Origin of the sequence: Actinocorallia sp. API 0066, from assembly GCF_020991275.1 — a bacterium.
In the GTDB taxonomy this organism is placed as follows: domain Bacteria; phylum Actinomycetota; class Actinomycetes; order Streptosporangiales; family Streptosporangiaceae; genus Actinocorallia.
Genome location: NZ_JAJLQY010000001.1, coordinates 959,032 through 984,930, shown reverse-complemented (window position 1 = coordinate 984,930; position 25,899 = coordinate 959,032). Strand labels below are relative to the sequence as shown.

At 73.6% G+C, this 25,899-nt stretch carries 23 protein-coding genes and 1 pseudogene; 16 read left to right on the top strand and 8 right to left on the bottom strand.

What is annotated here, in order from left to right:
* The first annotated feature begins 25 nt into the window (after positions 1 to 25).
* From LO762_RS04605 to LO762_RS04595, 3 genes are read left to right on the top strand one after another with little or no spacing between them, the layout of a single operon-like run.
* Entirely contained in the window at positions 26 to 772 is a 747-nt protein-coding gene (locus tag LO762_RS04605; protein ID WP_230612717.1) for a HipA family kinase, read from the top strand.
* Complete coding sequence (locus LO762_RS04600; protein ID WP_230612715.1) at positions 769 to 1,137, top strand: DUF3037 domain-containing protein; 369 nt, start codon at positions 769 to 771, stop codon at positions 1,135 to 1,137. The genes LO762_RS04605 and LO762_RS04600 overlap by 4 nt, the downstream gene beginning before the upstream one ends.
* Positions 1,134 to 1,949, top strand: a complete 816-nt coding sequence (locus LO762_RS04595) for an SDR family oxidoreductase (RefSeq protein ID WP_230612714.1) — start codon at positions 1,134 to 1,136, stop codon at positions 1,947 to 1,949. Before LO762_RS04600 ends, LO762_RS04595 begins: the two co-directional genes overlap by 4 nt.
* Positions 1,950 to 1,953: 4 nt before the next feature.
* On the opposite strand, the gene LO762_RS04590 is transcribed toward LO762_RS04595, so the two are convergent.
* Entirely contained in the window at positions 1,954 to 2,544 is a 591-nt protein-coding gene (locus LO762_RS04590) for a hypothetical protein (RefSeq protein ID WP_230612713.1), read from the bottom strand.
* 201 nt (positions 2,545 to 2,745) lie between these two features.
* On the opposite strand from LO762_RS04590, the gene LO762_RS04585 reads away from it, so the two are divergent.
* The 4 genes from LO762_RS04585 (at position 2,746) to LO762_RS04570 (ending at position 6,305) form a co-directional block, all read left to right on the top strand.
* The gene (locus LO762_RS04585; RefSeq protein WP_230612711.1) at positions 2,746 to 3,774 is read left to right on the top strand and encodes an iron-siderophore ABC transporter substrate-binding protein; all 1,029 of its coding nucleotides are present in this window, start codon (positions 2,746 to 2,748) and stop codon (positions 3,772 to 3,774) included.
* Positions 3,775 to 3,782: 8 nt separating this feature from the next.
* Positions 3,783 to 4,820, top strand: coding sequence for an iron ABC transporter permease (locus tag LO762_RS04580; protein WP_230612709.1), 1,038 nt, complete (start codon positions 3,783 to 3,785; stop codon positions 4,818 to 4,820).
* Complete coding sequence (locus tag LO762_RS04575; protein WP_230612707.1) at positions 4,817 to 5,866, top strand: iron chelate uptake ABC transporter family permease subunit; 1,050 nt, start codon at positions 4,817 to 4,819, stop codon at positions 5,864 to 5,866. The genes LO762_RS04580 and LO762_RS04575 overlap by 4 nt, the downstream gene beginning before the upstream one ends.
* A gap of 61 nt (positions 5,867 to 5,927) precedes the next feature.
* Positions 5,928 to 6,305, top strand: coding sequence for a hypothetical protein (locus tag LO762_RS04570; RefSeq protein ID WP_230612705.1), 378 nt, complete (start codon positions 5,928 to 5,930; stop codon positions 6,303 to 6,305).
* A 54-nt stretch (positions 6,306 to 6,359) separates the two neighbouring features.
* On the opposite strand, the gene LO762_RS04565 is transcribed toward LO762_RS04570, so the two are convergent.
* Entirely contained in the window at positions 6,360 to 6,899 is a 540-nt protein-coding gene (locus LO762_RS04565; protein WP_230612703.1) for a hypothetical protein, read from the bottom strand.
* 379 nt (positions 6,900 to 7,278) lie between these two features.
* Here LO762_RS04565 and LO762_RS33350 point away from each other — a divergent pair.
* Positions 7,279 to 7,761: pseudogene (locus tag LO762_RS33350) on the top strand (histidine kinase dimerization/phosphoacceptor domain-containing protein); the annotation flags it as partial.
* A 281-nt stretch (positions 7,762 to 8,042) separates the two neighbouring features.
* On the top strand, positions 8,043 to 9,464 hold the full coding sequence (locus LO762_RS04555; RefSeq protein WP_230612701.1) for an aldehyde dehydrogenase family protein: 1,422 nt from the start codon (positions 8,043 to 8,045) through the stop codon (positions 9,462 to 9,464).
* Positions 9,465 to 9,468: 4 nt separating this feature from the next.
* Here the strand turns inward: LO762_RS04555 and LO762_RS04550 are convergent, their stop codons facing one another.
* Entirely contained in the window at positions 9,469 to 10,389 is a 921-nt protein-coding gene (locus LO762_RS04550) for a serine protease (protein ID WP_230612699.1), read from the bottom strand.
* 118 nt (positions 10,390 to 10,507) lie between these two features.
* Between LO762_RS04550 and dxr the strand changes: the two genes are divergently transcribed.
* From dxr to LO762_RS04535, 3 genes are all read left to right on the top strand, one after another.
* A complete protein-coding gene (gene dxr / locus LO762_RS04545; RefSeq protein WP_230612697.1) occupies positions 10,508 to 11,695 on the top strand; it encodes a 1-deoxy-D-xylulose-5-phosphate reductoisomerase in 1,188 nt (395 codons plus the stop codon).
* Positions 11,696 to 11,699: 4 nt separating this feature from the next.
* Positions 11,700 to 12,872, top strand: coding sequence for a flavodoxin-dependent (E)-4-hydroxy-3-methylbut-2-enyl-diphosphate synthase (gene ispG, locus LO762_RS04540; RefSeq protein ID WP_230612695.1), 1,173 nt, complete (start codon positions 11,700 to 11,702; stop codon positions 12,870 to 12,872).
* A gap of 106 nt (positions 12,873 to 12,978) precedes the next feature.
* A complete protein-coding gene (locus tag LO762_RS04535) occupies positions 12,979 to 13,821 on the top strand; it encodes a GNAT family N-acetyltransferase (RefSeq protein ID WP_230612856.1) in 843 nt (280 codons plus the stop codon).
* Here the strand turns inward: LO762_RS04535 and LO762_RS04530 are convergent.
* Positions 13,767 to 15,398, bottom strand: a complete 1,632-nt coding sequence (locus LO762_RS04530) for an alpha/beta hydrolase (protein WP_230612693.1) — start codon at positions 15,396 to 15,398, stop codon at positions 13,767 to 13,769. The two genes, LO762_RS04535 and LO762_RS04530, sit on opposite strands and share 55 nt — an antisense overlap.
* A 168-nt stretch (positions 15,399 to 15,566) precedes the next feature.
* Positions 15,567 to 16,916 carry a PucR family transcriptional regulator gene (locus LO762_RS04525; RefSeq protein WP_230612691.1) on the bottom strand — a complete coding sequence of 450 codons (1,350 nt, stop codon included), beginning with the start codon at positions 16,914 to 16,916 and terminating at the stop codon, positions 15,567 to 15,569.
* Positions 16,917 to 17,003: 87 nt separating this feature from the next.
* Between LO762_RS04525 and gabT the strand changes: the two genes are divergently transcribed.
* Positions 17,004 to 18,347 carry a 4-aminobutyrate--2-oxoglutarate transaminase gene (gene gabT, locus LO762_RS04520; protein WP_230612689.1) on the top strand — a complete coding sequence of 448 codons (1,344 nt, stop codon included), beginning with the start codon at positions 17,004 to 17,006 and terminating at the stop codon, positions 18,345 to 18,347.
* Positions 18,348 to 18,773: 426 nt separating this feature from the next.
* Here the strand turns inward: gabT and LO762_RS04515 are convergent, their stop codons facing one another.
* The gene (locus tag LO762_RS04515; RefSeq protein ID WP_230612687.1) at positions 18,774 to 19,961 is read right to left on the bottom strand and encodes an extracellular solute-binding protein; all 1,188 of its coding nucleotides are present in this window, start codon (positions 19,959 to 19,961) and stop codon (positions 18,774 to 18,776) included.
* Between the two features lie 226 nt (positions 19,962 to 20,187).
* Positions 20,188 to 20,490: a hypothetical protein gene (locus LO762_RS04510; protein ID WP_230612686.1), complete on the bottom strand. Its 303-nt coding sequence runs from the start codon at positions 20,488 to 20,490 to the stop codon at positions 20,188 to 20,190.
* Positions 20,491 to 20,712: 222 nt separating this feature from the next.
* Between LO762_RS04510 and LO762_RS04505 the strand changes: the two genes are divergently transcribed.
* From LO762_RS04505 to LO762_RS04490, 3 genes are all read left to right on the top strand, one after another.
* Complete coding sequence (locus LO762_RS04505) at positions 20,713 to 22,056, top strand: CoA transferase (protein WP_230612685.1); 1,344 nt, start codon at positions 20,713 to 20,715, stop codon at positions 22,054 to 22,056.
* Positions 22,057 to 23,334: 1,278 nt separating this feature from the next.
* A complete protein-coding gene (locus tag LO762_RS04495) occupies positions 23,335 to 23,502 on the top strand; it encodes a hypothetical protein (RefSeq protein ID WP_230612684.1) in 168 nt (55 codons plus the stop codon).
* Positions 23,499 to 23,876, top strand: a complete 378-nt coding sequence (locus LO762_RS04490) for a septal ring lytic transglycosylase RlpA family protein (protein WP_230612682.1) — start codon at positions 23,499 to 23,501, stop codon at positions 23,874 to 23,876. Before LO762_RS04495 ends, LO762_RS04490 begins: the two co-directional genes overlap by 4 nt.
* A gap of 409 nt (positions 23,877 to 24,285) precedes the next feature.
* On the opposite strand, the gene LO762_RS04485 is transcribed toward LO762_RS04490, so the two are convergent.
* Positions 24,286 to 25,893 (bottom strand): PucR family transcriptional regulator ligand-binding domain-containing protein, encoded by a 1,608-nt coding sequence (locus LO762_RS04485; RefSeq protein ID WP_230612680.1) that lies wholly within the window; start codon positions 25,891 to 25,893, stop codon positions 24,286 to 24,288.
* Positions 25,894 to 25,899 lie beyond the last annotated feature (6 nt).

Sequence of the window (25,899 nt, the reverse complement as noted above, 5' to 3'; positions counted from 1 at the left end):
TCGACGGCCGTACTAGCCTGGGCGGGTGTTGCCGATCGTCCAAGCCACCAGGTACGTGCTGCCGCTCCGCGAAGGCGGGTCGCTGCCCGGCCTCGTCGAAGCCGCCGACCTGGGCACGTACGTGGCCAAGTTCACCGGAGCCGGGCAGGGCCGCAAGGCCCTGAACGCCGAGATCATCGCGGGCGAGCTGGCCCGCCGGCTCGGCTTCGCCGTGCCCGAGCTGGTCGTCCTGGAGTTCGACCCGGTGATGGCCAGGCACGAGCCCGACGAGGAGGTCCAGGACCTCCTGGACGCCTCCCCGGGCTGGAACCTCGGGGTGGACTTCCTGCCCGGCTCGCTCGGCTACGACCCGCTCGCCTGGACGCCCGAGGCGGGCTTCGCCAGCCGGGTCCTGTGGTTCGACGCCTTCATCGGCAACGTCGACCGCAGTTGGCGCAACCCGAACATGCTGGTGTGGCACGGCGACGTCTGGCTCATCGACCACGGCGCCAGCCTGTACTTCCACCACGCGTGGAAGTCGGCGGCCAAGCTCGTCGGCAGGCCCTACGACGTGGACGACCACGTGTTCAAGCCGTGGGCGAAGGACCTCAAGGGCGCCGAAGCCCAACTGCTGCCTCGCATCACCGAGGAGCTGCTGCGCGAGGTCGTCGCGCTGGTGCCGGACCGGTGGCTGGACGGCGAGCCGGGCTTCGCCGACGCCGGGGCCGTCCGCGACGCCTACGTGGCCCAGCTGCTGGCCCGCGCCGCCGACCCGAGGGCGTGGCTGCCGTGACCCCCTACGAGTACGCCGTCCTGCGGTTCATCCCCGACCTCGAACGGGGCGAATGCCTGAATGTCGGGGTCGTCGTCTACTGTCAGAAGCATGACTACCTCGGGGTCAGGTTCACCGACGACGAGGCGCGGATGCGGGCGTTCGCCCCTGCCGCCGCGCTCACCGAGGTGCGCCGCGCGCTGGCGGGCATCGCCGCGCACTGCGCGGGCGACGACCACGCCGCCGCCGAGTCCCTGGGCCGCCGCTTCCGCTGGCTCACCGCCCCCCGCAGCACCATCGTCCAGCCCGGCCCGGTCCATCCGGGCATGACGGGCGATCCGGACGGCACACTCGACCATCTCTTCGAAAGGCTGGTCCGCGCATGATCGGGGTGACGGGGGCGACGGGCAACGTCGGGGGGCGCGTCGCGCGGCTGCTCGCCAAGGCCGGGCACCAGCAGCGGCTCGTCGCGCGGGATCCGTCACGGCTGCCGGAGCTGCCCGGCGCGGAGCCCGTCCTGGGCGGCGACTACGACGACCTCGACACGATGACGGCGGCGCTCACCGGGGTGGACACGCTGTTCCTCGTCTCGGCCAAGGAGGCGCCCGACAGGGTCGCCCGGCACAAGACGGCGATAGACGCGGCACGCGCGGCGGGCGTCAGCCGGGTCGTCTACCTGTCGTTCCTGTCAGCAGCCGAGGACGCCACGTTCACGTTCGCGCGCGACCACTGGGCGACCGAGGTGTATCTGCGCGCCTCCGGCCTGGACTTCACGTTCCTGCGCCAGAACCTCTACCTGGACCTCGTCCCGCACCTGGTGCAGGACGGCGTCATCAAGGGCCCGGCGGGGCAGGGCCGCTGCTCGTTCGTCGCGCGGGACGACGTGGCCGCGGTCGCCGCCGCGATCCTGCCGCGCGCCGAGCTGCACCGGGGCCGCCGCTACGACGTGACGGGTCCCGAGGCGCTGTCCCTGGCCACCGTCGCCCGCCTCCTCGGCGTCGACTACGTGGACCAGACGGTCCAGGACGCCTACGGCACCCGCGACATCTACGGCGCCCCCGCCTGGGAGGTGGAGGGCTGGGTGACGTCCTACCAGGCCATCGGGACGGGTGAGCTGTCTGCCGTCAGCCACACCGTCGAGCGTGCCACCGGGCACCACGCGAAGAGCCTCGAAGAGCTGCTCTCCCGGCCCGCCTGAGCACTCACCCCTCGATGTCGTGCCTGAACGCGACGAACAGCCGGACGGCCTCGGCGAGTCCCGGCTCGTTGTTGGCCGCGCTCGGGAAGGTGGCGACGCCCGCGCTGGCCCGGTCGGACCACGCGCACACCACGGCGCCGTCCTCAGGCACGCCGTCGAAGCCGCAGTAGGAGACGCCGCCGAGCGGGCCGGGGGCGTCCCTGCCGGTCTCGGCGTGGAGGGCGGCGTCGTCGTTCTCGCGGCCGAGCACCTGGCGCAGCAGCCGCTTCCTGAGGTCGTCGGACGCGGCCGGCGCCGTCTCCACGGCGACGACCCACGTGAGGTCCGCCGGGTGGGCGCCGGGGTCGATGCCGGGCCGGTGGTAGTAGGCGCTGACGGTCTTCCCGACGAACCGGGGAGGTCCGAAGTCGATCTTCCGTGGCTTCCGCTCGGGCACCCTCGTCAGGCCGCCCGCCTCGGCGGGCAGGCGCAGGGTCCGGCTTCCCGGCGCGGAGGCGGGCCGCCTGGGCTCGGGGGCGTCCGGGTAGGACACGAAGCACCCCGAGACCGTCACGGCCGCGAGGCAGGCGGTCAGCGCCGCCGGGAGTCGTCGCATGCCGCCATCAGATCCGCGCGGCGGGTGCCCCGGACAGTGACCCGGGTCCCGGCCGTCCGGGACACATCCGTCCCGGATCGTTCGTTGGGGTGCCCTAAGGGCGAGTTGCCGTAGCTGTCCGGTTAGCTTAGGCTCGCCTAACTTACCGTTTCCGGTTGTCCCCCCAGCCGGTTTTCGCATGCCCGAATCGCAAGGACCTCCATGCTCAGCCTCCCGCGCCGCTCCGCCCTCGTGGCGACGGCCGCCGCGTCCCTCACGCTCCTGCTCGGCGCGTGCGGATCCGGCGAGAACGACAAGGTCGCCCCGGAGCGGCCCTCCGCCGCGGCGTTCCCCGTCACCATCACCAGCTCGCTCGGCGAGGCCGTCATCACCGAGGAGCCCCAGCGCGTCGTCACGCTCGGCCAGGGCTCCACCGAGACCGCGATCGCGCTCGGCACCATCCCGGTGGGCATCGAGGAGTACACATGGGGCAGCGACGACACCGGCTACCTGCCGTGGATCTACGAGGCGGTCAGGTCCAAGGGCGCCGAGCTGCCCGAGCAGTTCACCGGCGGTGAGGAACTCGACATCGAGGCCATCGTCGCACTCGACCCCGACGTCATCCTCGCCGCGTGGTCAGGCGTCACCCAGGAGCAGTTCGACCTGCTGAGCGACGTCGCCCCCGTCGTCGCCTACCCGGGCGCCGCGTGGAGCACCCCGTGGCAGGACCAGATCAAGATCGTGTCCAGGGCGCTGGGCAAGGCCGACGAGGGCGAGGACCTCATCGGCGACATCAAGAAGCGGCTCTCGGACGCCGCCGCGACCCGGCCGGACTACCCGAAGTACACCTTCTCCTACATCTACAACACCGGCCCCGGCACCCTCGGCGTCTTCTTCCCGACCGAGCAGCGCGCCGAGATGGTCGCCGCGCTCGGCCTGCGGCCCGACCCGGTCGTCGAGACGTTCGAGGAGGTCGAAGGCACCGAGTCGGCTGTCATCGGCCTGGAGAACGCCGACAAGCTCAAGGACACCGACATCGTCTTCACGTTCTACAGCGACGCGAAGAACCGCAAGGAGATCGAGGCACAGCCGCTGTACAAGGCGATCCCGGCCATCGCCAACGGCGCGATCGTCGCGCCGACCGAGCAGCCGTTCGTCACCGCCTCCTCGATGATCAACCCGCTGACCGTGCCGTGGGCGATCGAACGCTTCCTGCCGCTCATCGACGAGGCCGTCGCCAAGGTCAGGTAACCCCGCGCATGGCCGCATCGGCTACGACGCCGCCGCGCGGCACCGGGCGCAAGGGCCCCGGCGCCGCGCGGTCGGCGTTCACCCTTCTCCTCGCGCTCACGCTGCTCGCCGTGGCGCTTCTGGCGAGCGTCACGCACGGCAGCCTCCCGACGTCCTTCCGAGCCGTATGGGACGTGCTGCGTGGGCAGGGCGACCCCTACATCACCACCGTCGTGGAGAGCAGGTACCCCCGGACCCTCCTCGGCCTCGTGGCGGGCGCGAGCCTCGCCGTCGCGGGCACCCTCATGCAGGGCGTCACCCGCAACCCGCTCGCCGAACCCGGCCTGCTCGGCGTCACCGCCGGCGCGTCCGCGAGCATCGTCACCGCGAGCGCCTACCTCGGCGTCTCCGGGCAGCTGGCGACGCTGTGGTGGTCGCTGCCGGGCGCGCTGCTCGCCGGGCTCGTCGTGTACGCCGTGGGGACGCGCGGCGGCGGCTCCGGCACGGTCAGGCTCGTGCTGGCCGGGGCGGTGCTCTCCGCGATCCTCATGGCCTACGTCCAGGCCGTCACACTGAGCAGGCCGCAGGTGTTCGACGGCTACCGGTACTGGGTCGTCGGCTCGCTCGGCGGACGCGGCTTCGACGTGCTGTGGGCGGTGCTGCCACTCGCGGGCGGCGCCCTCGCCGTCGCGCTGCTGCTCGGCGGCGCCCTCAACACCGTCGCCCTCGGCGACGACCCGGCCGCCGCGCTCGGCGCGAAGCCCGCGCGGACCAAGGCCGTCGGGCTGCTCGCCGCGACCGTGCTCGGCGCCGCCGCCACCGCCGCCGTCGGGCCCGTCGCGTTCGTCGGGCTCGCGGTGCCGCACGTGGTGCGGGCGCTCGTCGGCGCCGACTTCCGGCGGCAGCTCGTCTTCTCCGCGCTGCTCGGCCCGGCGCTGCTGCTGTGCGCCGACGTCGTCGGACGGCTCGTGCTGCGCCCGCAGGAGCTCATGGTCGGGGTCGTCACCGCCTTCGTCGGCGCGCCCGCCCTGCTCGTCGCCGTGCGCAGGATGAAGAGGACGGCGTGACCGCCGCCGCGCCCGCCGGGAAGCGCCTCGTCCGAGTCGCTCCGGGCCTCGCCTTCCCCGTCCGCGTGCGCAGCCTCTCTATCGGGGCGCTCCTGCTGGTGCTGCTCGCGGTGGCTTCGGTCGCGACGCTCACGCTGGGGAGGCTCGGCGTCGCCCTCGCCGACCTGCCTTCCGCGCTCACGGGTGGCGCGCAAGGCAAGGACGCGTTCGTCATCAAAAGGCTCCGTGGGCCCCGGCTGGTCACCGCGATGGCCGTGGGCGCGGCGTTCGGGCTGTCCGGCGCGCTGTTCCAGTCGGTGACCCGCAACCCGCTCGGCTCGCCCGACGTCATCGGGCTCGGCGCCGGGGCGGGGGCGGGCGCCGCCATGACGGCGCTGCTGTTCCCCGGCGTGCTGCCCGTCCCGGTGGGCGCGGTGCTCGGCGCGGCGCTCGCGATGACCGTCGTGTACCTGGCGACGGGCGCGGGCTTCCGCAGCCCGGGACGGCTCGTCGTCGCGGGCATCGGCGTGGCCGCCATCGCCAACGCGCTGATCGAGTACGTCGTCTACGCCGTCGAACGCGACAGGGCGAGCGTGCTCAAGGCGTACGTCAACGGCAGCCTCAACGCCTCCTCCTGGGACGACGCGCTGACGGCCGCGACAGCGCTGCTCGTCGCCCTTCCCGTCTGCCTGTTCCTCTTCCGCGACCTCGCCGTCGTGGAGATGGGCGACGAGACGGCCGAGGCCCTGGGCGCCGCCCCCGCGCGCACCAAGACGCTCGCCGTGCTGCTGTCGATCGGCTTGTCCGGGGCGGCCGTCGCGGCGGCGGGCCCCATCGCCTTCCTCGCCCTGTGCGGCCCCCAGATAGCCCGCCGCCTGACGAACGCCTCCGGCCCCCACCTGGCCCTGTCCGCCCTCACCGGCGCCGTCCTCCTCCCCCTGGCCGACCTCGCCGCCCAACAGCTCCCCCTGTTCGACGACCTCCCCGTCGGCATCTACACGATGGCCCTGGGCGGCGCCTACCTCGCCTACCTCCTCGTCCACGAATGGCGCCGAGGCACCCTCTGACCCACCCGTCACCCTCGGAAAGCCATGGCCGGGCGAATCGGGGGCGGGCAGACTTGTGGCCGTGCGGACACTGCGGATGGAGAACGGCAGGCCCGTCGTCGCGGACGACCCGCTGCACGTCCTCCGGGACCTCCTGGAGTTCGCGCGGGACTGGGCCCGGCTCAGGGGACGCCGCCGGGAGGAGGCGTGGGCCGAGTGGTTCGCCCCCGACGGCCCCGGCATCACCGTCCCCGACACCTTCGCCGCCACCCGGCTCACCGACCCCGAAGACGTCCCACCCGAGTGGGCGGGCCTCTTCGATCCCGACGTCGCCGAGATCTGGGGCCTGTGGACGTTCCACGTGGGCCGCGCCCCCGACGCCGCCGTCCTCCCCGGCCCCGAACTCCGCCACCTCCTCGCCCGGGCCGCCGAACTCTGGCGCGACCTGCCCGACCCCTGAGGGCCGTGGGTCAGGGCGTCAGAGCGGCGTGCGGCGCCTCCGGAGGGCGCGGGGTCAGTGCGTGGCGGCGGGCGTGGGGGCGCGTAGGGCGAGAAGGCGTAGGGCGAGCAGCCAGTAGAGGCCCGCGAGGAGGGGGCCGCCGAGTTGGGAGAGGGGGATCGTGCAGAGCCAGGTGAGCGGGAGCGCGGCGGCGTAGGGGCGCAGGCCCGGGACGCGCCAGAGTCCCACGGCCAGGGTGATCGAGCCCGCCAGCACCGCGAGGTTCGCCGGGACGGCCACGGCCGGGAACCACGCGTAGTCCTCGCCGTTGAGGTTCGAGGCGGTCGCGCCGAACGCGAGCAGCGCGTGCCCCGCCACGACGAGCGCCGCGCCCGCCCGCGCGGCCCGGCCACCCAGCCCGGCGAGCGTCCACACGAGCGGCGCCAGCAGCACCAGCGCCGCCGCGAACAGCCCGAGGATCACGTGCTCTTCCCCGGTCACCTTCGGTTCGGCGTCCTGCGGCCGCACCGCCTGCATCAGCCCCGTAACCGCCAACGCGAGCCCGCCCAGCAACCCGCTCACCGCCACCGGCCGAACAAAGAATCTCGTCTCCATGCCGCAAAGCTAAGAACCAGGACATCCCACCCACATCCGCCCGCGAGCCCCCACGGACACCTCCACGGGATGAACCGCATCATCCCGGAGACAGACGGCGGTCCCGCCCCCGCCGGGTACCGTCACCTCCGTGACCACCACCCGACCCCCCACCGGCCCGCAGACCGCCCCGTCGGCGACCGAGCCGCACGCCGTCGCCGACGACCGGGAGCGGGGCGCGGCGGGCGCGAGGCGGCCCGAGGGGGGTCCGGCGGGGTTGCCGTGGGGGTCGGGGCGGGCAGATCTTGTACTGGCCGTGGGGCTCGCGGTGTGGGCGGTGCTCGAAGTGCTGCCGGACGGGCCCGACCCCCTCGCGGGCGAGATCGCGTTCGCGCTGGTGATGACGCTGCCCGTCGCGCTGCTCAGGCGGGCGCCGCTCGGGGTGCTCGGGGTCGCGGTGGCGGCGCTGCTGCTGCGCGCGGCGACCGCGAGCGCGGCGCCCGCCACCGTCGCGCCGTTCCCGACGATCCTGCTCGCGGTGTTCGCGACGGCGCTGTACACGCGGTCGGCGGCGGGCGCGGCGGCCGGGTGCGCGCTCGCGCTCGGCGGCATGCTGGGCGCCGAGCGGCTGCGGTTCTACGGGCCCGAGACGGACGTGTCGTCGCTGGTGGTGATGGTCTTCTTCATCGTCGGCGCGTGGGGTGCCGGGCTGCTGCTGCGGCGCCGTGACGCGGCCGTGCGGGCCGCCGAGGAGCGGGTGCGGGAACGGGCCAGGGAGGCGGTCGCGGCCGAACGGCTGCGGATCGCGCGGGAGCTGCACGACGTCGTCGCGCACGCCCTCTCGGTGATCGCGGTGAACGCGGGGGCGGCGAGCGAGGTCGGCAAGGTCGATCCGGAGCGGGCGCGCGGCCACATGGACGCCGTCGCGCGGACCGCACGGCAGGGAGGCGACGGTCAAGACCCACCTCTCGCGCGTCCTGGCCAAGACGGGCCTGCGCGACCGCGTCGCCGCCGTCGTCTTCGCCTACGAGCAGGGCCTCGTCCGCCCCGGCGAGCCCGGCGCGGGCAGGGCGCGGGACGCGTCAGGGCAGGGGACATTGTGGAGGGGGCACAATCCATAGTGGACAGTGGGACGGGGGCCCGGCGCGGGGTTAGCGTGGAGGCATGAGCGCTACTCCTTTCTGGCTGGCCGGGCGGGCCGCCACCGGTGATGACGAGATCGTCGTGACGCACCCGTGGGACGGGCGCGAGGTCGGCCGGGCCGCCGTGCCGACCGAGGCCCAGGTCGAGGAGGCGGTGGCGGCCGCGCACGCCGTCCGCAAGAAGGCCGCCGCGCTGCCCCTGCACGTCAGGGCCGAGGCCCTCGCCCACGTGGCCCGCCGCCTGGAGGAGCGCAAGGAGGAGATCGCGAGGCTGATCACCGCCGAGAACGGCAAGCCGCTGCTGTGGGCGCGGGGCGAGGTGGGCCGCGCGGTCTCGGTGTTCCGGTTCGCCGCCGAGGAGGCGCGCCGCTGGAGCGGCAGCGCGCTGCGGCTGGACACCGACCCGGCCGCCGAGGGCCGCCTCGCCTATGTGGCGCGGGCCCCGCACGGCCCGGTGCTGGCGATCACCCCGTTCAACTTCCCGCTGAACCTGACAGCGCACAAGGTCGCCCCGGCGATCGCGGTCGGCGCGCCGGTCGTGGTGAAGCCCGCGCCCAAGACGCCGCTGTCGGCGCTGCTGCTGGGCGAGCTGCTCGCCGAGACGGATCTGCCCGAAGGCATGTTCTCGGTACTGCCCGTCCCGAACGACCGTGCCTCCGCCCTCACCGAGGACCCCCGCCTTCCGATCGTCTCCTTCACCGGCTCCGGGCCGGTCGGGTACGCGATCCGGGACTCGGTGCCGGGCAAGCACGTCGTCCTCGAACTCGGCGGGAACGCCGCCGCCGTCGTCTGCCCGGACGCCGACCTCGACTGGGCGGCCCAGCGCACCGCCCTGTTCTCGAACTACCAGGCGGGCCAGTCCTGCATCGCCGTGCAGCGGGTCTACGTGGTGGGCGACGAGGCTTACGAGAAGTTCGTCCCGAAGCTCGTCGCCGCCGTCGAGGGCCTGGTCACCGGCGACCCGTGGGACGACAGGACCCAGGTCGGCCCGCTGATCGGCCAGGACGCCGCCGAGCGCGTCGAGGACTGGGTGAACCGCTCGGGCGGCACCGTCCTCACCGGCGGCAAGCGGGACGGCGCGTCCTACGCCCCCACGGTCCTCACGGACGTGCCGGAGACGGCCGAGGTGTCCTGCGAGGAGGTGTTCGGGCCGGTCCTCCTGGTCGAGAAGGCCGCCGACGTGGACGCGGCGTTCGCCAGGGTCAACGACTCCAAGTTCGGCCTCCAGGCCGGCGTGTTCACCCGCAGCCTGGACGTCGCGTTCAAGGCGCAGCGCGAGCTTGAGGTCGGCGGCGTGATCGTGGGCGACGTCCCGTCCTATCGGGCCGACCAGATGCCGTACGGCGGCGTCAAGCAGTCCGGCGTGGGCCGCGAGGGTGTGGCGAGCACGATGGCGGACTACACCTACGAGAAGGTCATGGTGCTCACAGGGCTCCAGCTGTAAGCGGCTAGACGCGCTCGGTGCGCGCGTACAGCTCGCGGATGGCCTGCCCGAAGTACGGCCCGTACATCGTCACCTTGTCGTCGGCGTACTTGAAGCTGCTGACGGACGTGACGGTGCCGGTGCCCGTCGCCGGGTCGAAGCCGATCAGCCAGGGCCCGCCGCTGGAGCCCTGGGTGAGGTCGCAGTGCAGGCCCTGCGCGACGGTCGCCCGGTGGGGGTCGGGCTCGGGGGTGCCCGCGCAGTAGGCGAGCCGTTCCCCGTCGTACCGCCCCTGCGACGGGTAGCCGAACGCGTGCACGGGACGCCCCCGTGGCCTGCCGAACGCGATCGTGTTGGCCCCGACGAGGTCGGCGACGTGCTTTCCGCGCCGCTGGTGCAACGCCACCATGGCGACGTCGTAGTCGTCGTCGGCTTTGGAGGCCCACTGGTCGGGCACGGCCATGAGCCGTGCGGGGAACCCGCCCTGCGGGCCGCCGCCCTCCCGGTAGCCGGGGACGAAGATCCAGTTCTCCGCCCACCGGCCCGAAGCCCCGCGGGCGCAGTGCCCGGCCGTGACAACGAGGTCACGGCTGGCACTGCGCACCGCGGCCCCCGAGCACAGGTAGTCGCGGCCGTCGAGGGTGAAGAACACCTTCCCGACGGACGGCACGACGCCGCCGTCCAGGGGCCACACCGCGCCGTTGCTGCGCCCCGGCGGCTCCGCCTTGCCGAGCGGTCCGGGCCGTGGCGCGACGGGGCTGACCGCGCCGGTCATCCTGTCGGCGGTCCAGTAGCGGAGCACCTTGTCCCGGTGCGCCTTCCCGGACGGGAGCACGTGCGAGACGACGGGTTCGGAGGACGGGATCGCGGTCCCCCCTGCGGGCGCCATCGGCGACAGACCGACCAGCGCGACGGCGCCCGCCGCGATCCAGCCCTCCTTACCCATGACGTGACAGTGTGCAGCACCACGAGTGATCGCGTGGCTACTTTTGGTCAACTTGCATGACGGGTACCCGCGCCCTGCACAATGAGGCGGCTCAAGCGGCGACGGACGGAGACGCCAGATGCAGGTGAAGGACATCGTCGTGCTCGGCTCGACGGGCTCGATCGGCACGCAGGCCCTGGACATCGCCCGTCGTGAGCCCGGCAGGTTCCGGGTCGTCGGCCTGGCCGCGGGCGGCGGGCAGGTGGAGCTGCTGGCCGCGCAGGCGTTGGAGTTCCAGCCCGAGGTCGTCGCCGTCGCGCGCGCCACCGCCGCGCAGGACCTCCAGCTCGCGTTCTACGCGGAGGCCGCCAAGCGCGGCTACAACCGGGGCGAGTACCGCATCCCGAAGATCCTCGCGGGCCCCGAGGCGGTCGCGGAGGTCGCCGCGCACCCCTGCGACGTCGTCCTCAACGGCGTCACGGGCGCGCTCGGCCTGTCCTCGACCCTCGCCGCCCTGGACGCGGGGCGCACCCTGGCCCTGGCCAACAAGGAGTCCCTCATCGTCGGCGGCCCGCTGGTGAAGGCGCGCGCCAGGCCGGGCCAGATCGTGCCCGTGGACTCCGAGCACTCCGCGCTGGCCCAGTGCCTGGTGGGCGGCCGCGCCGAGGAGGTGCGCAGGCTCGTCGTGACGGCCTCCGGCGGCCCGTTCCGGGGCCGGAGCCGCGCGGAGCTGGAGAAGGTGACGCCCGCCGACGCGCTCAACCACCCGACGTGGGCGATGGGCCCCGTCATCACGGTGAATTCGGCGACGCTGGTGAACAAGGGCCTTGAGGTGATCGAGGCGCATCTGCTGTTCGACATCCCCTTCGACCGCATCACCGTGATGGTGCATCCGCAGTCGGTGATCCATTCCATGGTGGAGTTCGTTGACGGGTCAACGCTGGCCCAGGCGAGCCCGCCGGACATGCGGCTGCCGATCGCGCTCGGCCTCACCTGGCCGGACCGCATCGACCGTCCCGACTACGGCGTGGACTGGACCAAGGCGCACACGTGGGAGCTGTTCCCGCTGGACGACGAGGCGTTCCCGGCGGTCCAGCTCGCCCGCCAGGTCGGCGAGGAGGGCGGAACCTCACCCGCTGTCTATAACGCTGCGAACGAAGAGTGCGTTGAAGCTTTCCTCAAAGGCCACATCTCATTTCCTTCCATAGTGGACACCGTCTCGGATATCGTCTCGGCACATCAGACAATCCGGACGCCCACGCTCGACGACGTGCTCACGGCTGATCAGTGGGCCCGCGAGAGCACGCGGCAACGACTGACACAATAGGAACATGAGCGTCGAACTCGGTCTGCCGAAGATCCGCCCCCAGGCTCCTCAGGTCTCCCCACGCCGCAAGTCGCGTCAGATCATGGTCGGGAGCGTGCCGGTGGGCGGCGACGCCCCCGTGTCCGTCCAGTCGATGACGACGACCCTCACCTCGGACGTCAACTCCACGCTCCAGCAGATCGCGCAGCTCGCGACGGCCGGGTGTCAGATCGTCAGGGTGGCGTGTCCGTCCCAGGACGACGCCGACGCGCTGCCGCAGATCGCCCGCAAGTCGCCGATCCCGGTCATCGCCGACATCCACTTCCAGCCCAAGTACGTCTTCGCGGCCATCGACGCCGGCTGCGCGGCGGTGCGGGTCAACCCCGGCAACATCAAGAAGTTCGACGACAAGGTGGGCGAGATCGCCCGCGCCGCCTCCGACGCCGGCGTCCCGATCCGCATCGGCGTCAACGCCGGATCGCTGGACAAGCGGCTGCTGGAGAAGTACGGCAAGGCGACCCCCGCGGCGCTGGTCGAGTCCGCGCTGTGGGAGTGCTCCCTGTTCGAGGAGCACGGCTTCCGCGACATCAAGATCTCCGTCAAGCACAACGACCCGGTCGTCATGATCGAGGCGTACCGGCAGCTCGCCGCCAAGTGCGACTACCCGCTCCACCTCGGCGTCACCGAGGCCGGTCCCGCCTTCCAGGGCACGATCAAGTCCGCCGTCGCGTTCGGCGCCCTGCTGTCCCAGGGCATCGGCGACACCATCCGCGTCTCCCTGTCGGCCCCGCCGGTCGAGGAGATCAAGGTCGGCAACCAGATCCTCGAATCCCTCGGCCTGCGCGAGCGCGGCCTGGAGATCATCTCCTGCCCGTCCTGCGGCCGCGCCCAGGTGGACGTCTACACGCTCGCCAACCAGGTGACCGCCGCCCTTGAGGGCTTCCCGGTGGCGCTGCGCGTCGCGGTCATGGGCTGTGTCGTGAACGGCCCCGGCGAGGCGCGCGAGGCCGACCTCGGCGTCGCGTCCGGAAACGGCAAGGGCCAGATCTTCGTCAAGGGCGAGGTCATCAAGACCGTGCCGGAGGACCAGATCGTGGAGACCCTGGTGGAGGAGGCCATGCGCATCGCCGAGGAGCTCGGCGTCGACGTGGATCTCGACGGCGACGCGGGCCCCGGCGTGTCCGTGGTCACCGCTTGATCGTCGGCTGAACCGCCCGGCGCTTCCCCGCCAGAGCCGGAGGCTTAGGCTGGTGGATGTAAGCGCCGAGCTGTCAGCGACGATGTCAGGTGGGCTGCCGATGCGGATGCTGGGTTCCCTCCCGGTGCGGGTCCTGGACGACCGGCACCGGGCTGAGGTCTTGGCGATCCTCGACGCCGACCCGGTCGGCAACGTCTTCGTGGCCTCCCGGGTCCACCAGGCCGGGCTCGACCCCGCCCGGCTGGGCGCCCAGATGTGGGGATTCTGGCGCGAGGGGCGCCTGGAGTCGCTGTGCTACGCGGGCGCCAACCTCATCCCGGTGAACGCCGCGCCCGACGCCGTCCGGGCGTTCGCCGAGCGGGCCCGCACGCAGGGCCGCCGGTGCAGCTCGATCGTCGGCCCGGTGGACGCCGTCCGCGAACTCTGGGACCTCCTGGAGCCGTTCTGGGGGCCGCCGCGCGCCATCCGGGGGATCCAGCCGGTCATGGCCACCACCGCGCCCAGCGACTTCCCCGCCGACCCCTATGTCCGGCGTGCCACGATGGCCGATTTCGACACGCTCTATCCGGCGTGCGTGGCGATGTTCACCGAGGAAGTCGGCGTCTCCCCCGACCAGGGCGACGGCGGCATGCTCTACCGGGCGCGGGTCGCCGAGCTGATCCGGGCGGGCCGGTCGTTCGCCAGGATCGAGGGCGGCCGGGTGGTCTTCAAGGCCGAGGTCGGCGCGATCACGCCGTACGCGTGCCAGATCCAGGGCGTCTGGGTGCATCCGGAGTCACGCGGCAAGGGCCTGTCGGAGTTCGGCATGTCCGCCGTCGTCGCGTCCTGCCTCCAGGACATCGCTCCGATCGTCACCCTGTACGTCAACGACTTCAACCACCGGGCGCGGTCCGCCTACCACAGGGTCGGCTTCGTCGAGGTCGACCAGTTCATGAGCGTCCTGTTCTGACCCTCGATCCGCACCACCGGGGTGAGCGGTGCGGCGGGCGGCGGCAGCGACTTCACCCGTGTCTCGCGGCCCGTGGGCAGCCTTCCGGTGAGCAGGTAGCGCTCGAAGATCCGATCGACCGGCGCGTTGCCGCGCTGCACGATGCCGTGGTTCAGGCCGCCTTCCTCGACCACCAGGTGGCCGCCGAGACGGCGCCGCATCTGCCGTCCGCCGGGGAACGGGGTCGCCGCGTCCAGGGTCGCCTGGAACAGCAGGACGCGCGGCAGGCCCGGCCGCCTGCGGATGTCCACCGGACGGCCGGGACGCGCCTTCCAGTACAGGCACGGCAGGTTGTACCAGGCGTTGCTCCACGTCATGAAGGGGTGGCGGCGGGCCAGCGCGGTGTGGTCGGCCTTCCAGCGCGACCAGCGGGCGGGCCACGGCGCGTCGGTGCACTGGACGCCCGTGTAGACCGCGTACCCGCCGGACTCCCGCTGCGCGCCCAGATGCTGGTAGGCGACGGCGATGCCCCTGTTGTCGCCCTCCTTGCGGGCCTGGAGCGCCTGCGCCAGGAGCGCCCAGACGCCGTCGCCAGCCCTGTATCCGGCGGCGAGGAAGGTGTCGTCGAGTTCGTCGGGGCCGACGCGGGTCGGCCCGGCCGGGGCGTCGGCGGCGGCCTGCTTGGGGCCGATGCTCGCCGAGATCGGCTTGCGGGCCAGGCTCGCGCGGGTGGCCAGGTAGTAGGCGCGGACCTGCGCGCGGGTCCGGCCCAGCCGGAAGACGTCGTGGTGCCGGGCGACCCAGGCGAAGAAGAGGTTCAGGTTCCGGTCGAACGTGCGGTTCTGCCGGAGGTTGGCCTCGTACCAGACGCCCTCGGGAGAGACGTTGGAGTCCAGCACCATCCGGCCTACCCGGCGCGGATAGCGGGTCGCGTAGACGGCGCCCAGGTACGTCCCGTAGGAGACGCCGAAGTAGTGCAGCCTGTCTTCGCCGAGCCTGCGGCGGATCTGCTCCAGGTCGGCCACCACGTCGGTGGTCTTCATGTGGTTCAGGAGGTCGCCGTACCTGGTGTCGCACGCCTGGGCGTAGTCGCGCGCCTTCTTGCGCCAGTAGGCGAAGTCGGCGGGGGTGCGCGGGTTGTAGTCGGGACGCACCGGGTCGAAGTGGCCGGGCAGGCAGCTCATCGCGCCGCTGCCTCCGGTGCCGCGCGGGTCGAACCCCACGATGTCGTAGGCGGCCCGCACCCTTGCCGACGCGCGGGCGGCGACGGCCACCGCGAAGTCCGTCCCGGTGCCTCCCGGACCGCCCGGGTTGACGACGAGGAAGCCGCGCGGACGTGCCGACGTCGCCGGGATCCGGGAGAGCGCGATCTCGGTCTTGCGCCCCATCGGCCTCGCGGGGTCGAGCGGCACCTCGATCTTGGCGCACTGGACCTCGACGCCCTTGAGCGTGTCGAAGAGCGCGGCGAACGCGGGCAGCGCCGCCTTGCACGGCTTCCACGGCACCGCAGGGGCGGCGAGCGCTGGCGCCGCCCCGCCGGGCACGGCGGCCCCGGCCAGCAGCAGGACGAGGACGGAGGGTACGGCGGCGCGTCTCATGGCCCGATCTTGGCCCGCCCCCGACCGGCCCGTCCGCCGGACCGCCCCGCCCTTTCCGAACCCTGACGCCCACCCAGGCTCGCCTTAACCCACTCCCCCCGACGATCTCCCACCCCATGACACCCACGCCTACGGGATCACCGTGCCGCGTGTAAGGCCGGTGCGGAGTCAGGGCGGGGTGGCGGCGAGGGTGAGGGCGAGCCAGAGTTCGGCGCGGACCGTGGGGTCGTCCAGGTCGCGGCCGAGGAGTTCGGCGGTGCGGCGCATGCGGTTGCGCAGGGTGTGCCGGTGGACGCCGAGCGCGCGGGCGGCCGGGTCGCCTTGGCCGTGGTGGGCGAGGTAGGCGTGCAGCGAGGCCCGCAACGTCGCGTCGAGGGGCGCGAGGAGGACGTCGGCGGCCTCGCGGGCGGCCGGGTCGAGCAGGCCGAGGAGCCCGGAGGGCAGGTCGGCGTGGCGGCGCACCCCGGACGCCGGGCGGGCGCGCTCGGCCTGCGCGAGCGAGCGCGGCACGTCGGCCAGCGGCACCGCGTCGCCGACCCCCACGGGCCCGCAGACGGCCACGAGGGCCGCTACCCGGTCCGTGAGGGCCTCAGGTGCCAGCACGGCCACCAGGGCGCCGTACGGGACGGCCAGGCACCGGTCGGCGGCGCCGTCGGCCTCCAGCGCCTCGGCGGCGCCCGGCGCGCACACCAGGACCCGCACGGGCTCGTCCGGGAAGCCGGGCGGCTCGCCGAGCAGCAGCCGCCCCAGCGCCGCCCGCGCGCGCGGCTCGCCCGACTCCGAACGCAGGCTGAGCAGCGAGACGGCGGCCCCCACGACGGTGTGCGCGACCGGCCGGAGCGGGTCCGGCGTCCCGACCGCGAGGAACGCGCGCGGCCGCCGTCCGAGCCCCACCGGGTGCACCACGACGGGCCCCGGCAGCGCGAGGCTCGCGGCGCTGGCCAGCCGGGGCAGCTCCGCCACGACGAGGGCGGCGTGCGCCCGCGCCGCGTCGGGCGCCGCGTGCCTGACCTCCCCCGACGGCCCCAGCAGCAGCGCCCACCCCCGCAGCGTCCGGGCCAGCGCGGAGAGCACCGCCTCCGGCCCGCGCAGCGCCGCCTTGGCCAGCTCCCGCTGGGCGGTGGCCGCCCGCGTGACATCCTCGTACTGCTCGGCCGCCAGCATCCGGGACACGGCCTTGCCTATCGCGACGAACGGCGTGGGCCGTGGCACCTCAAGCAAGGGAAGCCCGTGCCTCTGCGCGGCCTCCACAAGCCCGGAAGGCACGGCCTCGTGGCCGAGCCCCACCCCGAACCCCAACCCCGCGACACTCCTCCCGACGAGCCGGGCGACGTACTCCTCCGGGTCGTCAAGGCGCATCCCCGTGGTGAGGAGCAGCTCACCGCCCTCCAGGAACGGCGTCGGATCGGCGAGTTCACTGACCGCGACCCACCGGACGGGCACGTCGAGGGCGGCCCCGGTGCGCGGGACGAGCCGCAGCGCGGGCAGTGCCGCGACGGCGGCGAGGGTCGGTGCCATGGCCTTCCAGGGTGTCCATCTGCGAGGCGTCGTGTTGTCCGGTGTGGACGACCCCCAGCCTAGGCCGCGCCGCCTATCGTCGAGGCCATGAGTGAGCCGACGAAGGGCGGGCCCGGCCTGCCGCAGCAGCGCAAGATCGTCACCGAGATCCCGGGGCCGAAGTCACGGGCCCTGCAGGAGCGGAGGCTGAAGGCGGTGCCGCCCGGGGTCGGCTCGGTCCTGCCGGTCTACACGGCGGCGGCGGGCGGCGGCGTCCTGGTGGACGTGGACGGCAACAGCCTCATCGACTTCGGCTCCGGCATCGCCGTCACCAACGTCGGCAACGCCCACCCGGAGGTCGTCCGGCGGGTCCAGGAGCAGGTCGCGGCGTTCACCCACACCTGCTTCATGGTCACCCCCTACGAGCCGTACGTGGAGGTCTGCGAGCGGCTCAACGCGCTCACGCCCGGCGACCACGAGAAGCGGACGATCCTCGTGAACTCCGGCGCGGAGGCCGTCGAGAACGCCGTGAAGATCGCGCGGTACGCCACCAAGCGCCCGGCCGTCGTCGTCTTCGACCACGGCTACCACGGCCGCACCCTGCTCACCATGACCCTGACGGCCAAGAACATGCCGTACAAGGAGGGCTTCGGCCCCTACGCGCCCGAGGTGTACCGGGTGCCCATGGCCTACCCGTTCCGCTCCCCCGAGGACGGCCCCGCGACCGCCGCGCAGGTCATCGACCAGATCACCAAGCAGATCGGCGCGCACAACGTCGCCGCCGTGGTGGTCGAGCCGATCCTGGGCGAGGGCGGCTTCATCGTCCCGTCCCCCGGCTTCCTCCCGGCCATCGCCGAGTTCGCGCGGGAGAACGGGATCCTGTTCATCGCCGACGAGATCCAGACGGGTTTCGGCCGCACCGGGAACCTGTTCGCGTCCGAGCACGAGGGCGTCGTCCCGGACCTCATCACCACCGCCAAGGGCATCGCGGGCGGCCTGCCGCTGGCCGCCGTCACCGGCCGGGCCGAGATCATGGACGCCGTGCACGGCGGTGGGCTGGGCGGCACCTACGGCGGCAACCCCCTCGCGTGTGAGGCCGCCCTCGCCGTCCTGGACGCGCTGGACGCCGACGAGATCGTCGCCAAGGCCGAGCGGATCGGCGAGATCATGCTGCCGCGCCTGCGCGCGCTGGCCGCCGCCGACCCCAGGATCGGCGACGTCCGGGGCCGGGGCGCGATGGTCGCCGTCGAACTGGTCAAGCCGGGCACCAAGGAGCCCGACGCGGAACTGGCCGGGGCGATCGCCCGCGCCTGCCACACGAAGGGCCTCGTCGTCCTCACCGCGGGCACCTACGGCAACGTGCTGCGGTTCCTGCCCCCGCTCGTCATCCCCGAGGACCTCCTGCGCGAGGGCCTCGACCTGCTCGACGAGGCATTCGCCGCGACCCGCTGACGTCCGACACGAGGGCCTTTGCCAGGTCTTGGGCGCCGCCATTCCCCAACCGAACCCCCCGGCACGTACAAAGGAGGAGAACCGAGGAACGGTCACCGCCGGGAGGTGAGCAATGAGCCGAAGGACCAGCCGAGAGGAAGAGGTCTCCGGCGCCGGCGCTCGCGCCCGCATGCCGGGCGGCTCAGGGGTGTTCGCGCACGCGTCGATCGGCGTGCCCGCCCTGCCGTGTATCCCCGCGCTGGCCGTTCACGGTTCCGGGGTGAGTTGAACCTCACTGGATAAGCGGGGCCCCTGGCTTTCGGGGGGTTGGCCAGGGGCTCCCGCTCCCACAAAGGGACGCGCAGCGGCGCTCTTCGCCCGCGCGTCCGCGAGACGGGCCTGACTGGGGGCGGTCGGGCCCGTTCTCGTGTCCGGGGTCAGGCCGGGTCAGCCGTCGCCGCGCAGCGACTCCCACACCTTCGCCCAGTCGGCCCAGCCGGTGCACTCCTTGTCGTCCGGGCAGGACAGGCCGGGCGTCCTCGCCCACACCAGCTTCTCCAGGTAGGCGCGGTCGCCCACGCGGTAGGCGGCGCAGAAGCCCGCCCGCAGCGTCGCGCACGCGCCGGGGTTCGCGGGCGCGACCCCGCGCCACTCGGCCATCGCCCGCTGCACCTCCGGCGAGGCCGTCCAGTCCAACCACCGGTACAGGCAGCCGGGGTGCCGCGCGCGGGCGCCCATCATCCACGCGTTGGCCCAGCCCGTGCCGCCCTCGCGCGCGGCAGCCTCGGCCACCTGGACGCCGCCGCCCACGAGCACGTCGAACGTGTGTGCGTCGCCGACCCCGACCGCCGCGCCGCCCGTCGCGAACGCCTCGACCGGGACGGCCGGGTCGCGCCACACCGGCCGCACGTGCGGCCGCTGCGCGGCCAGCACCTCGGCGACCGCGTCGAGCTGCGGGACGGTCAGCGCGAACGGGTCGTCGATCTTGAGTTTCGGCCGCCGCTCCTTCAGGTAGAGGGCGGCGAGGCCGATCGTCGCGGGGGTGTCCCGCCACAGGATGGCGTCGTGGTGCGGCTTGCTCCGCTCCGGATCGAACACGTCGCCCCATGACGCCGGAGCGGCCTTGCGCGGATCGAACAGAAGCAGGTCGGCGCCCCACGCGTTCGGCACCCCGTAGACCTTCCGTGGCTTCCTGTCTTCCTCGTCCTCCGGCGCCGCCGTGACGAGCGCGCGCAGCTCCTTCGGGATCGCCTGCGCCGACGGGATGAGATCCAGGTTGAGCGGCGCTACCTTCCCGCCGTCGATAAGCGCCCCGGCCACCTCGACGGGGACAAGGCCGCCGTCGTAGGCGCCGCCCGCCATGCGCTCGTAGGCGTCCTGCGCGGTGTGCGCCGTCCTGACCGTCACCTGGCAGCCGGTCTCGCGCTCGAACGGGGTGACCCAGTCCACCGCCTGGTCGACCGCGCCCTCCTCGGCGTAACCGGGCGGCGCGACGAGGGTCAGCGCGCCCTCGGCCGGGCCGACCGAGACCGCGGGGGTCGCCGCGACGCCGGGGGCCGGACGGTCGGCGGTACAGCCCGCCAACGTCACCGCCAGGGCGGTCCCGAGAACGGCGGAGGCCCGAAGAAGACTCATGGTCGGGCAGCCTAACCGGCGCGGCGCGGCCACCGGGAAGGGGTGGGAGCGGTGACGTCGGCGCCGTCGGTTCAGCGCCGTAGGCACGGTGACGACCCCGGAGGGCGGGCGGGCCGCCTGGCGGGCGCGCTCGCGAGGGGCTTGTCGGAGGAAGCGAGCACGTCCGCGTCTCCCTCCGGGGTCGTCGTGTCGCCGTCGGCCGCGGCCGGGCCGGGGGAACAACGGGTCACCTTGCAGGGTCACCCGGCCGCGTCGCCAACGGCACCCGCCGGACCGGTGGCGCGCCGAGCCGGAGGAAGCTCGCCGCGTCCCGGTACGCCGGGGGCTCTGACTGGATCACTTCGATACGTGCGACGAGCCTTTCCACGTCCGTGGCCTCGACGAAGTCGCCGATGTCCCGGTCCCGGGGCGGCAGGGCCCACCAGCTGCCGGTCGCGGGGCCGAACCAGATCGTCCACCGCGGATAACGCCTGACCAGGAAGAGGAGTTCTGCGACATGCCCCGGGGTGACTCCGCCCGCGTACGACATGCCCGCCTCCCTTTACCGTCATTGTCGAGTGTGTCCACGGAAACAATTCAGGTCAAGCCTTGTAGGAATGTTCCGCAATGCCATGGCAATCCGGAAAACGGCTTACACTCGGGCTTACCCGCGACCCCGGAAATTGTGCCGCGCCGACCCTTAACCGGATTGTTCACGCACAGACCGTTCCGTACCGTGATTCGGCGGCCCGAGGGCGGGAAGACCGCCCAAGTGAAGGACACGCCCGAAGACCAGACCGCGTGGCTCTGCGGCCTCGCGGCGCTGCCCCCGGTGCCCGTCGCGTTCGGCGGCTCCACCGGCCTGCTGCCGTCGGTGTACGAGGTCGACACCGTCGCCGCGGCGAGCGTCGGCGCCGCCACGGCCGCCGCCGCGCTGCTGTGGGAGCTGCGTGGCGGGCCGCCCGCCGCCGCCACCGTCGACAGCGGGCACGCCCAGCTCGCCTTCCTCTCCGAACGCGTCTTCAAGATCGCCGGGCGGCCGCTGCGGCTGTGGGCCGAGCTGTCCGGCGACTACCGGACGCGCGACGGCTGGGTCCGGCTGCACTGCAACTTCCCCGCGCACCGGGACGCCGTGCTGCGCGCGCTGGACTGCCTGCCCGAGCCGGAGTCCGTCTCGGCCGCCTGCGCCGGACGCGCCGCGCTCGACGTCGAGGAGGCGGTGCTCGGCGCGGGCGGCGCGGCGGCGGCGCTGCGCGACGGCACCGAGTGGGCGGCGTTCCCGCACGGGCCGCTGCTCACGCTGGAGCGGCGCGGCGACGCGCCCGTGGTGCGCCCCACGGCCGCGGAGAGCCCGCTGGAGGGCGTGCGCGTCCTGGACCTGACCAGGGTCATCGCCGGGCCCGTCGCGACCCGGATGCTCGCCGCGTACGGGGCCGACGTGCTCCACGTGGGCTCGCCCGAAGTGCCCGAGATGCCGGGGCTGTTCCTTGACATGAGCTTCGGGAAGCGCGCCTGTCGGCTCGACCTGAAGACAGCCGGGGGCAGGGCGGATCTGCGCGAGCTCGTCGCCGGGGCCGACGTTCTCGTCCAGGGGTACCGGCCGGGGGCGCTCGCCGCGTTGGGGTTCGGCCCCGAGGCGCTCGCGGAGCTGAACCCTTCGCTGGTGACGGTGGACGTCCAGGCGTACGAGCCGGGCACGCCGTGGGCGGGGCGGCGCGGGTTCGACAGCCTCGTGCAGTTCGCCACCGGCATCGCCGCCGAGTCCGCGCGGGCGGCCGGGTCGGACACGCCGAGCGCGCTGCCCGCCCAGGCGCTCGACCACGCCACCGGCTACCTGGCCGCGCTCACCGCGATCGGCGGCCTCGTGCACCGGGCCGCGACGGGCGGCGGCTGGCACGGCGCCGTCTCGCTCGCCGGGACGGCCCGCTGGCTCGACGGGCTCGGCCGCACCGACCTGACGGCGGCGGGCACCCCGCCCGACGACGTGCTCGCCGCGATGGACAGCCCGCACGGAGTTCTCACCTTCGTGCTACCCCCGGGCGCCATCGGCGATTTCCGCCCGCAGTGGGCCACCCCGCCCCCGGTCCCCGCCGAGGATCCCCCCAAGTGGCTGTGAAAACCGTTCTTGCCTCCAACCCGTGATCTGCCCACAAATACCACCCCCCGAAGTCCGTAATCCACACCGACAATTCGGGGGAACACTTGTCGAAGCCCACCACACCACCGCGCCACCCGTCCGCCACCACCACCGCCCGCACCACCACCACCGCCGCCCGCCGCACCGCCACCCTCCTGGCCGCCTCCCTCGCCGCCACCCCCCTCCTCGCCCCTCCCGCCCACGCCGACCCCACCCCTCCCTCCCCCCCACCCCCCCACACCCTCCTCCTCACCCCCGACTCCACCCTCTACCTCCTCACCCCCGCCCCCGGCTGGAACGGCCCCTGGGAACCCGCCCCCACCCAGAACCCCCCGCCACAACAACCCCAAGACGCACCCGCCAGCACCCAAGGCCCCGACCTCACCAAGAACCCCCCGGTAGGCACCCCGTCCCATGCAGACGAACCCGCAGAAAGCGGCGAACCCGGCTGGGACGGCCCATGGGAACAGGACCCCGGCCAGGACACCACCCCACAGCGGCCACAAGGCGCGTCCGCCAGCACGGAAGGACTCGCGCTCACGGCGAACCAGCCGGTCGCTGACCCACCCGCCACGAACGAACCCCCGGAAAACGGCCAGGACGGCTGGGACGGACCGTGGGAACAGGACTCCGGCGGGAGCGCCGCGACGCAGCGGCCACAAGGCGCGTCCGCCAGCACGGAAGGACTCGCGCTCACCGCGAACCGGCCGGGCGGTGACCCATCCGCCGTGAACGAACCTGCGGAAAGCGGCCAGGGCGGCTGGGACGGACCGTGGGAACGGGACTCCGGCGGGAGCGCCGCGACGCAGCGGCCACAAGGCGCGTCCGGCAGCGCGGAAGGACTCGTGCTCGCGGCGCACCGGCCGGGCGGTGACCCGTCCGGCTGGGACGGGCCCTGGGAGGGGGAGGCCGGACGGGACGCCGGGACGCAGCGGCCGGAAGGGACGTCCGCGAGCCCTCGGGAGCTCGGTTCCGTCGAGAACCGCGCGGCCGCCGACTCGCCCGGTGCGGGCGAGGCCACGGGGAGCGGTGAACCGGGATGGGACGGGCCGTGGGAGCAGGGGGACGGGCAGGGCGCCGGGTCGCAGCGGCCGGGGGCGGAGGGGATCGGTGGGGACGAACCGGGAGGAAGTGGGGAAAGCGGGTGGGATGGGCCCTGGGAGGAGGGGGCTGGTGACGGGGATGTGGCGGGGAGGCCAGGTGGGGAGGTTGGTGAGGCGGGGAAGTTTGAGGACAAGCCCGGGGAAGGTGAAGACGGTGGCGAAGAAGAAGACGGTGGCGAAGAAGAGGGTGGGGAAGGCGGTTGGGACGGGCCTTGGGAGGAGTCGGACGGTGGCGAGAGTGAAGAGGGCGAAGGGAAGCCTGGGGAGGAGGGGAAGCCTGGGGAGGAAGGGAAGCCGGGGCCTCGGTTGCCTGCGGGGGTGAGTGTGGCGACGTCGTTCTGGGACGCGCAGACGGCGTCGGGGAAACCGATGCGGTATCGGACGTTGGCGAGTCCGTACTGGCCGCTGGGGACGAAGGTGCGGATCACCTATCGGGGCCGGAGCACCGTCGGTTTTGTTGAGGACTTCGGCCCGGCGCAGTGGGCGGTCCGCCAGCATCGGCCGCCCGCGATCGTGGACCTGTCGGAGAAGATGATGGCCCATCTGACCGGGAAGCGCTCGAACGTCGTCCGGGTCCGGTTCGAGGTCCTCAGGTGGGGCAAGGGCCGCCGCTACAAGACCGCCGGTGTCGGCTACGCCCTCGCCATGCGCGTCCCGACCAAGCCCGCCACGCCGAACAGGTCACCGGACCGCTGACACCCAGGACACGTCACCGGTCGGCACCGGCCGCGCGGGACCAAGCGAACCGGGCCGTGCTCGACGGGCCCGGAAGACGACCGCTTCACAACCCCGACTCCGTCGGAAGCGACCGTGAACCGCGCCGTGTCCGATGGACCCGGAAGACGACCGCTACGCAACCCCGACTCCGTCGGGAGCGGCCGTCAACCGGGCCGTGCTCGATGCGCCCGGAGGACGACCGCTACGCAACCCCGACTCCGTCGGGAGCGACCGCGAACCGGGCCGTGTTCGATGGGCCCGGAGGACGGCTGCTTCGCGGCCCCGACTTTGTCGGGAGCGGGTGTCGCCGGGCCGGGGCGGCCGGGGGTGCCTGGGCCTGTGGGGTCCGGGTGGACCGGCGGGCCGTCGGGTGGGGGTGCGGGGTGGGTCAGGGGTCCTGGGGGCGGCGGACGGAGGTGAGGGCCAGGAGGGCTACGTGGAGGGAGGTGCAGGTTTCGATGTCGTCCAGGTCGGTGTCCAGGACGCGTTCGATGCGGCGGAGGCGCTCGTAGAGGGCGGGGCGGGAGAGGTGGGCGCGTTGGGCGGCCTCTGCCTTGTTGCGGCCGCAGTCCAGGTAGAGGCCGAGGATGCCGGTGAGGTCGGCGGAGCGTTGGGCGTCGTATTCGAGGAGGGGGCCGAGTTCGCGTTCCACGAAGGTCTGGAGGCGGGCGTCGTCACGCAGGAGGTGGAGGAGGCCGCGCAGCCGCAGGTCGGGCAGCCGGTAGAAGAGCCGCTCGCCGGTGCCGCGCGCGGCGACGTCGGCGACCTGCTCGGCTTCGAGGAAGGAGCGCCGCACGTCGCGCACCGACTCCACGACCGAGCCGCACGCCATGACGGCCTCCGGCGCGCCCTCGCGCAGCCGGGTCGCCATCGCGGCGAGCGCCCGCTCGACGTGCGCCCGGTGCGGCAGCGACGCCAGCACCCCGACCCGCGCCTGCCCGGTGCCCTCGCCGAGCACCCCGACGAGCGCCGCGAGGTCGGCGGCGCGCGAGGCGGCGGCCGTCTGCTCGGCGAGTTCGGCGACCGCCTCGGGCGTGACGGCCCCGCGCGGCCGCACCACAACGCCCAGCAGCCGCCGCCCCGAAAGCTGGACGCCCAGGGCGCGCGCCCGCGCGGCCGCCTCCTGCGGGTCGGAGTAGGCGTGCGCGAGGATCGCGCTGATGATCGTGCCGTGTGCCTGCCGTTCCAGCGACGCCTCGTGCCGGTCCAGCAGCCGCCCGAGCGCCAGCGTGGTGGCGGCCCGCTCGACGAGCACCGTGTCGCGCGGGCTGGGCGGGGCCCCGGCCAGCACGATCAGCCTGCCCCAGTCCTCGCCGCGCGCGCCCACCATGGTGACGAGCCACCCGCACGCGTCGTCGTAGGCCGTCCGCGCGGGGGGCCGCACGGCACGGGAGCGCGCCTCCCACGACGAGAGCAGCTCGGCCGGATCACGTCCTGCCGCGTCGGCGGCGAGCACCTGGTGGGAGAGGTTCTCCAGCACCGCGGGCCGCCCCGCGAGGATCGCCACCTGCCGCACCACCTCGTCCGGCGCGGCCCCCTCGACGCTCAGCTGGGTGAAGATCTCGTGCAGCTGTTCCGAGGCCCGCAGCTCCTCCAGCTGGGCGTCCAGGATCCGGGCGTGCACGGCCTCGGTGACGTCGACAAAGAGCGTCTCCCGCTCCAGCGCCACCACGGCGACGCCGAGCCGTTCGGCCTCCGCGACGAGCGCCGCGGGCAGTTCGCCCCGGTACCGGCGGCCCAGTTCGATGATCAGCCCGCTCACGCCGACGTCGGAGAGCGCCCGCACGTAGGACCGCAGCCGGGACGCCTCGGAAGGCAGCGCGATCCCGGTGGTGAGGACGAGTTCGCCGCCGCGCAGCAGCGGCGCGATGTCGGCGATCTCCGCGACGTGGACCCAGCGCACCCGGGAGTCGAGCCGGTCGCCGCCGGCCACCACCCGGGGCCTGCCGCGCCGCACCGGTTCGAGGTCGAGGACGTCGGAGAGAGTCGGCAGCATCGTGCC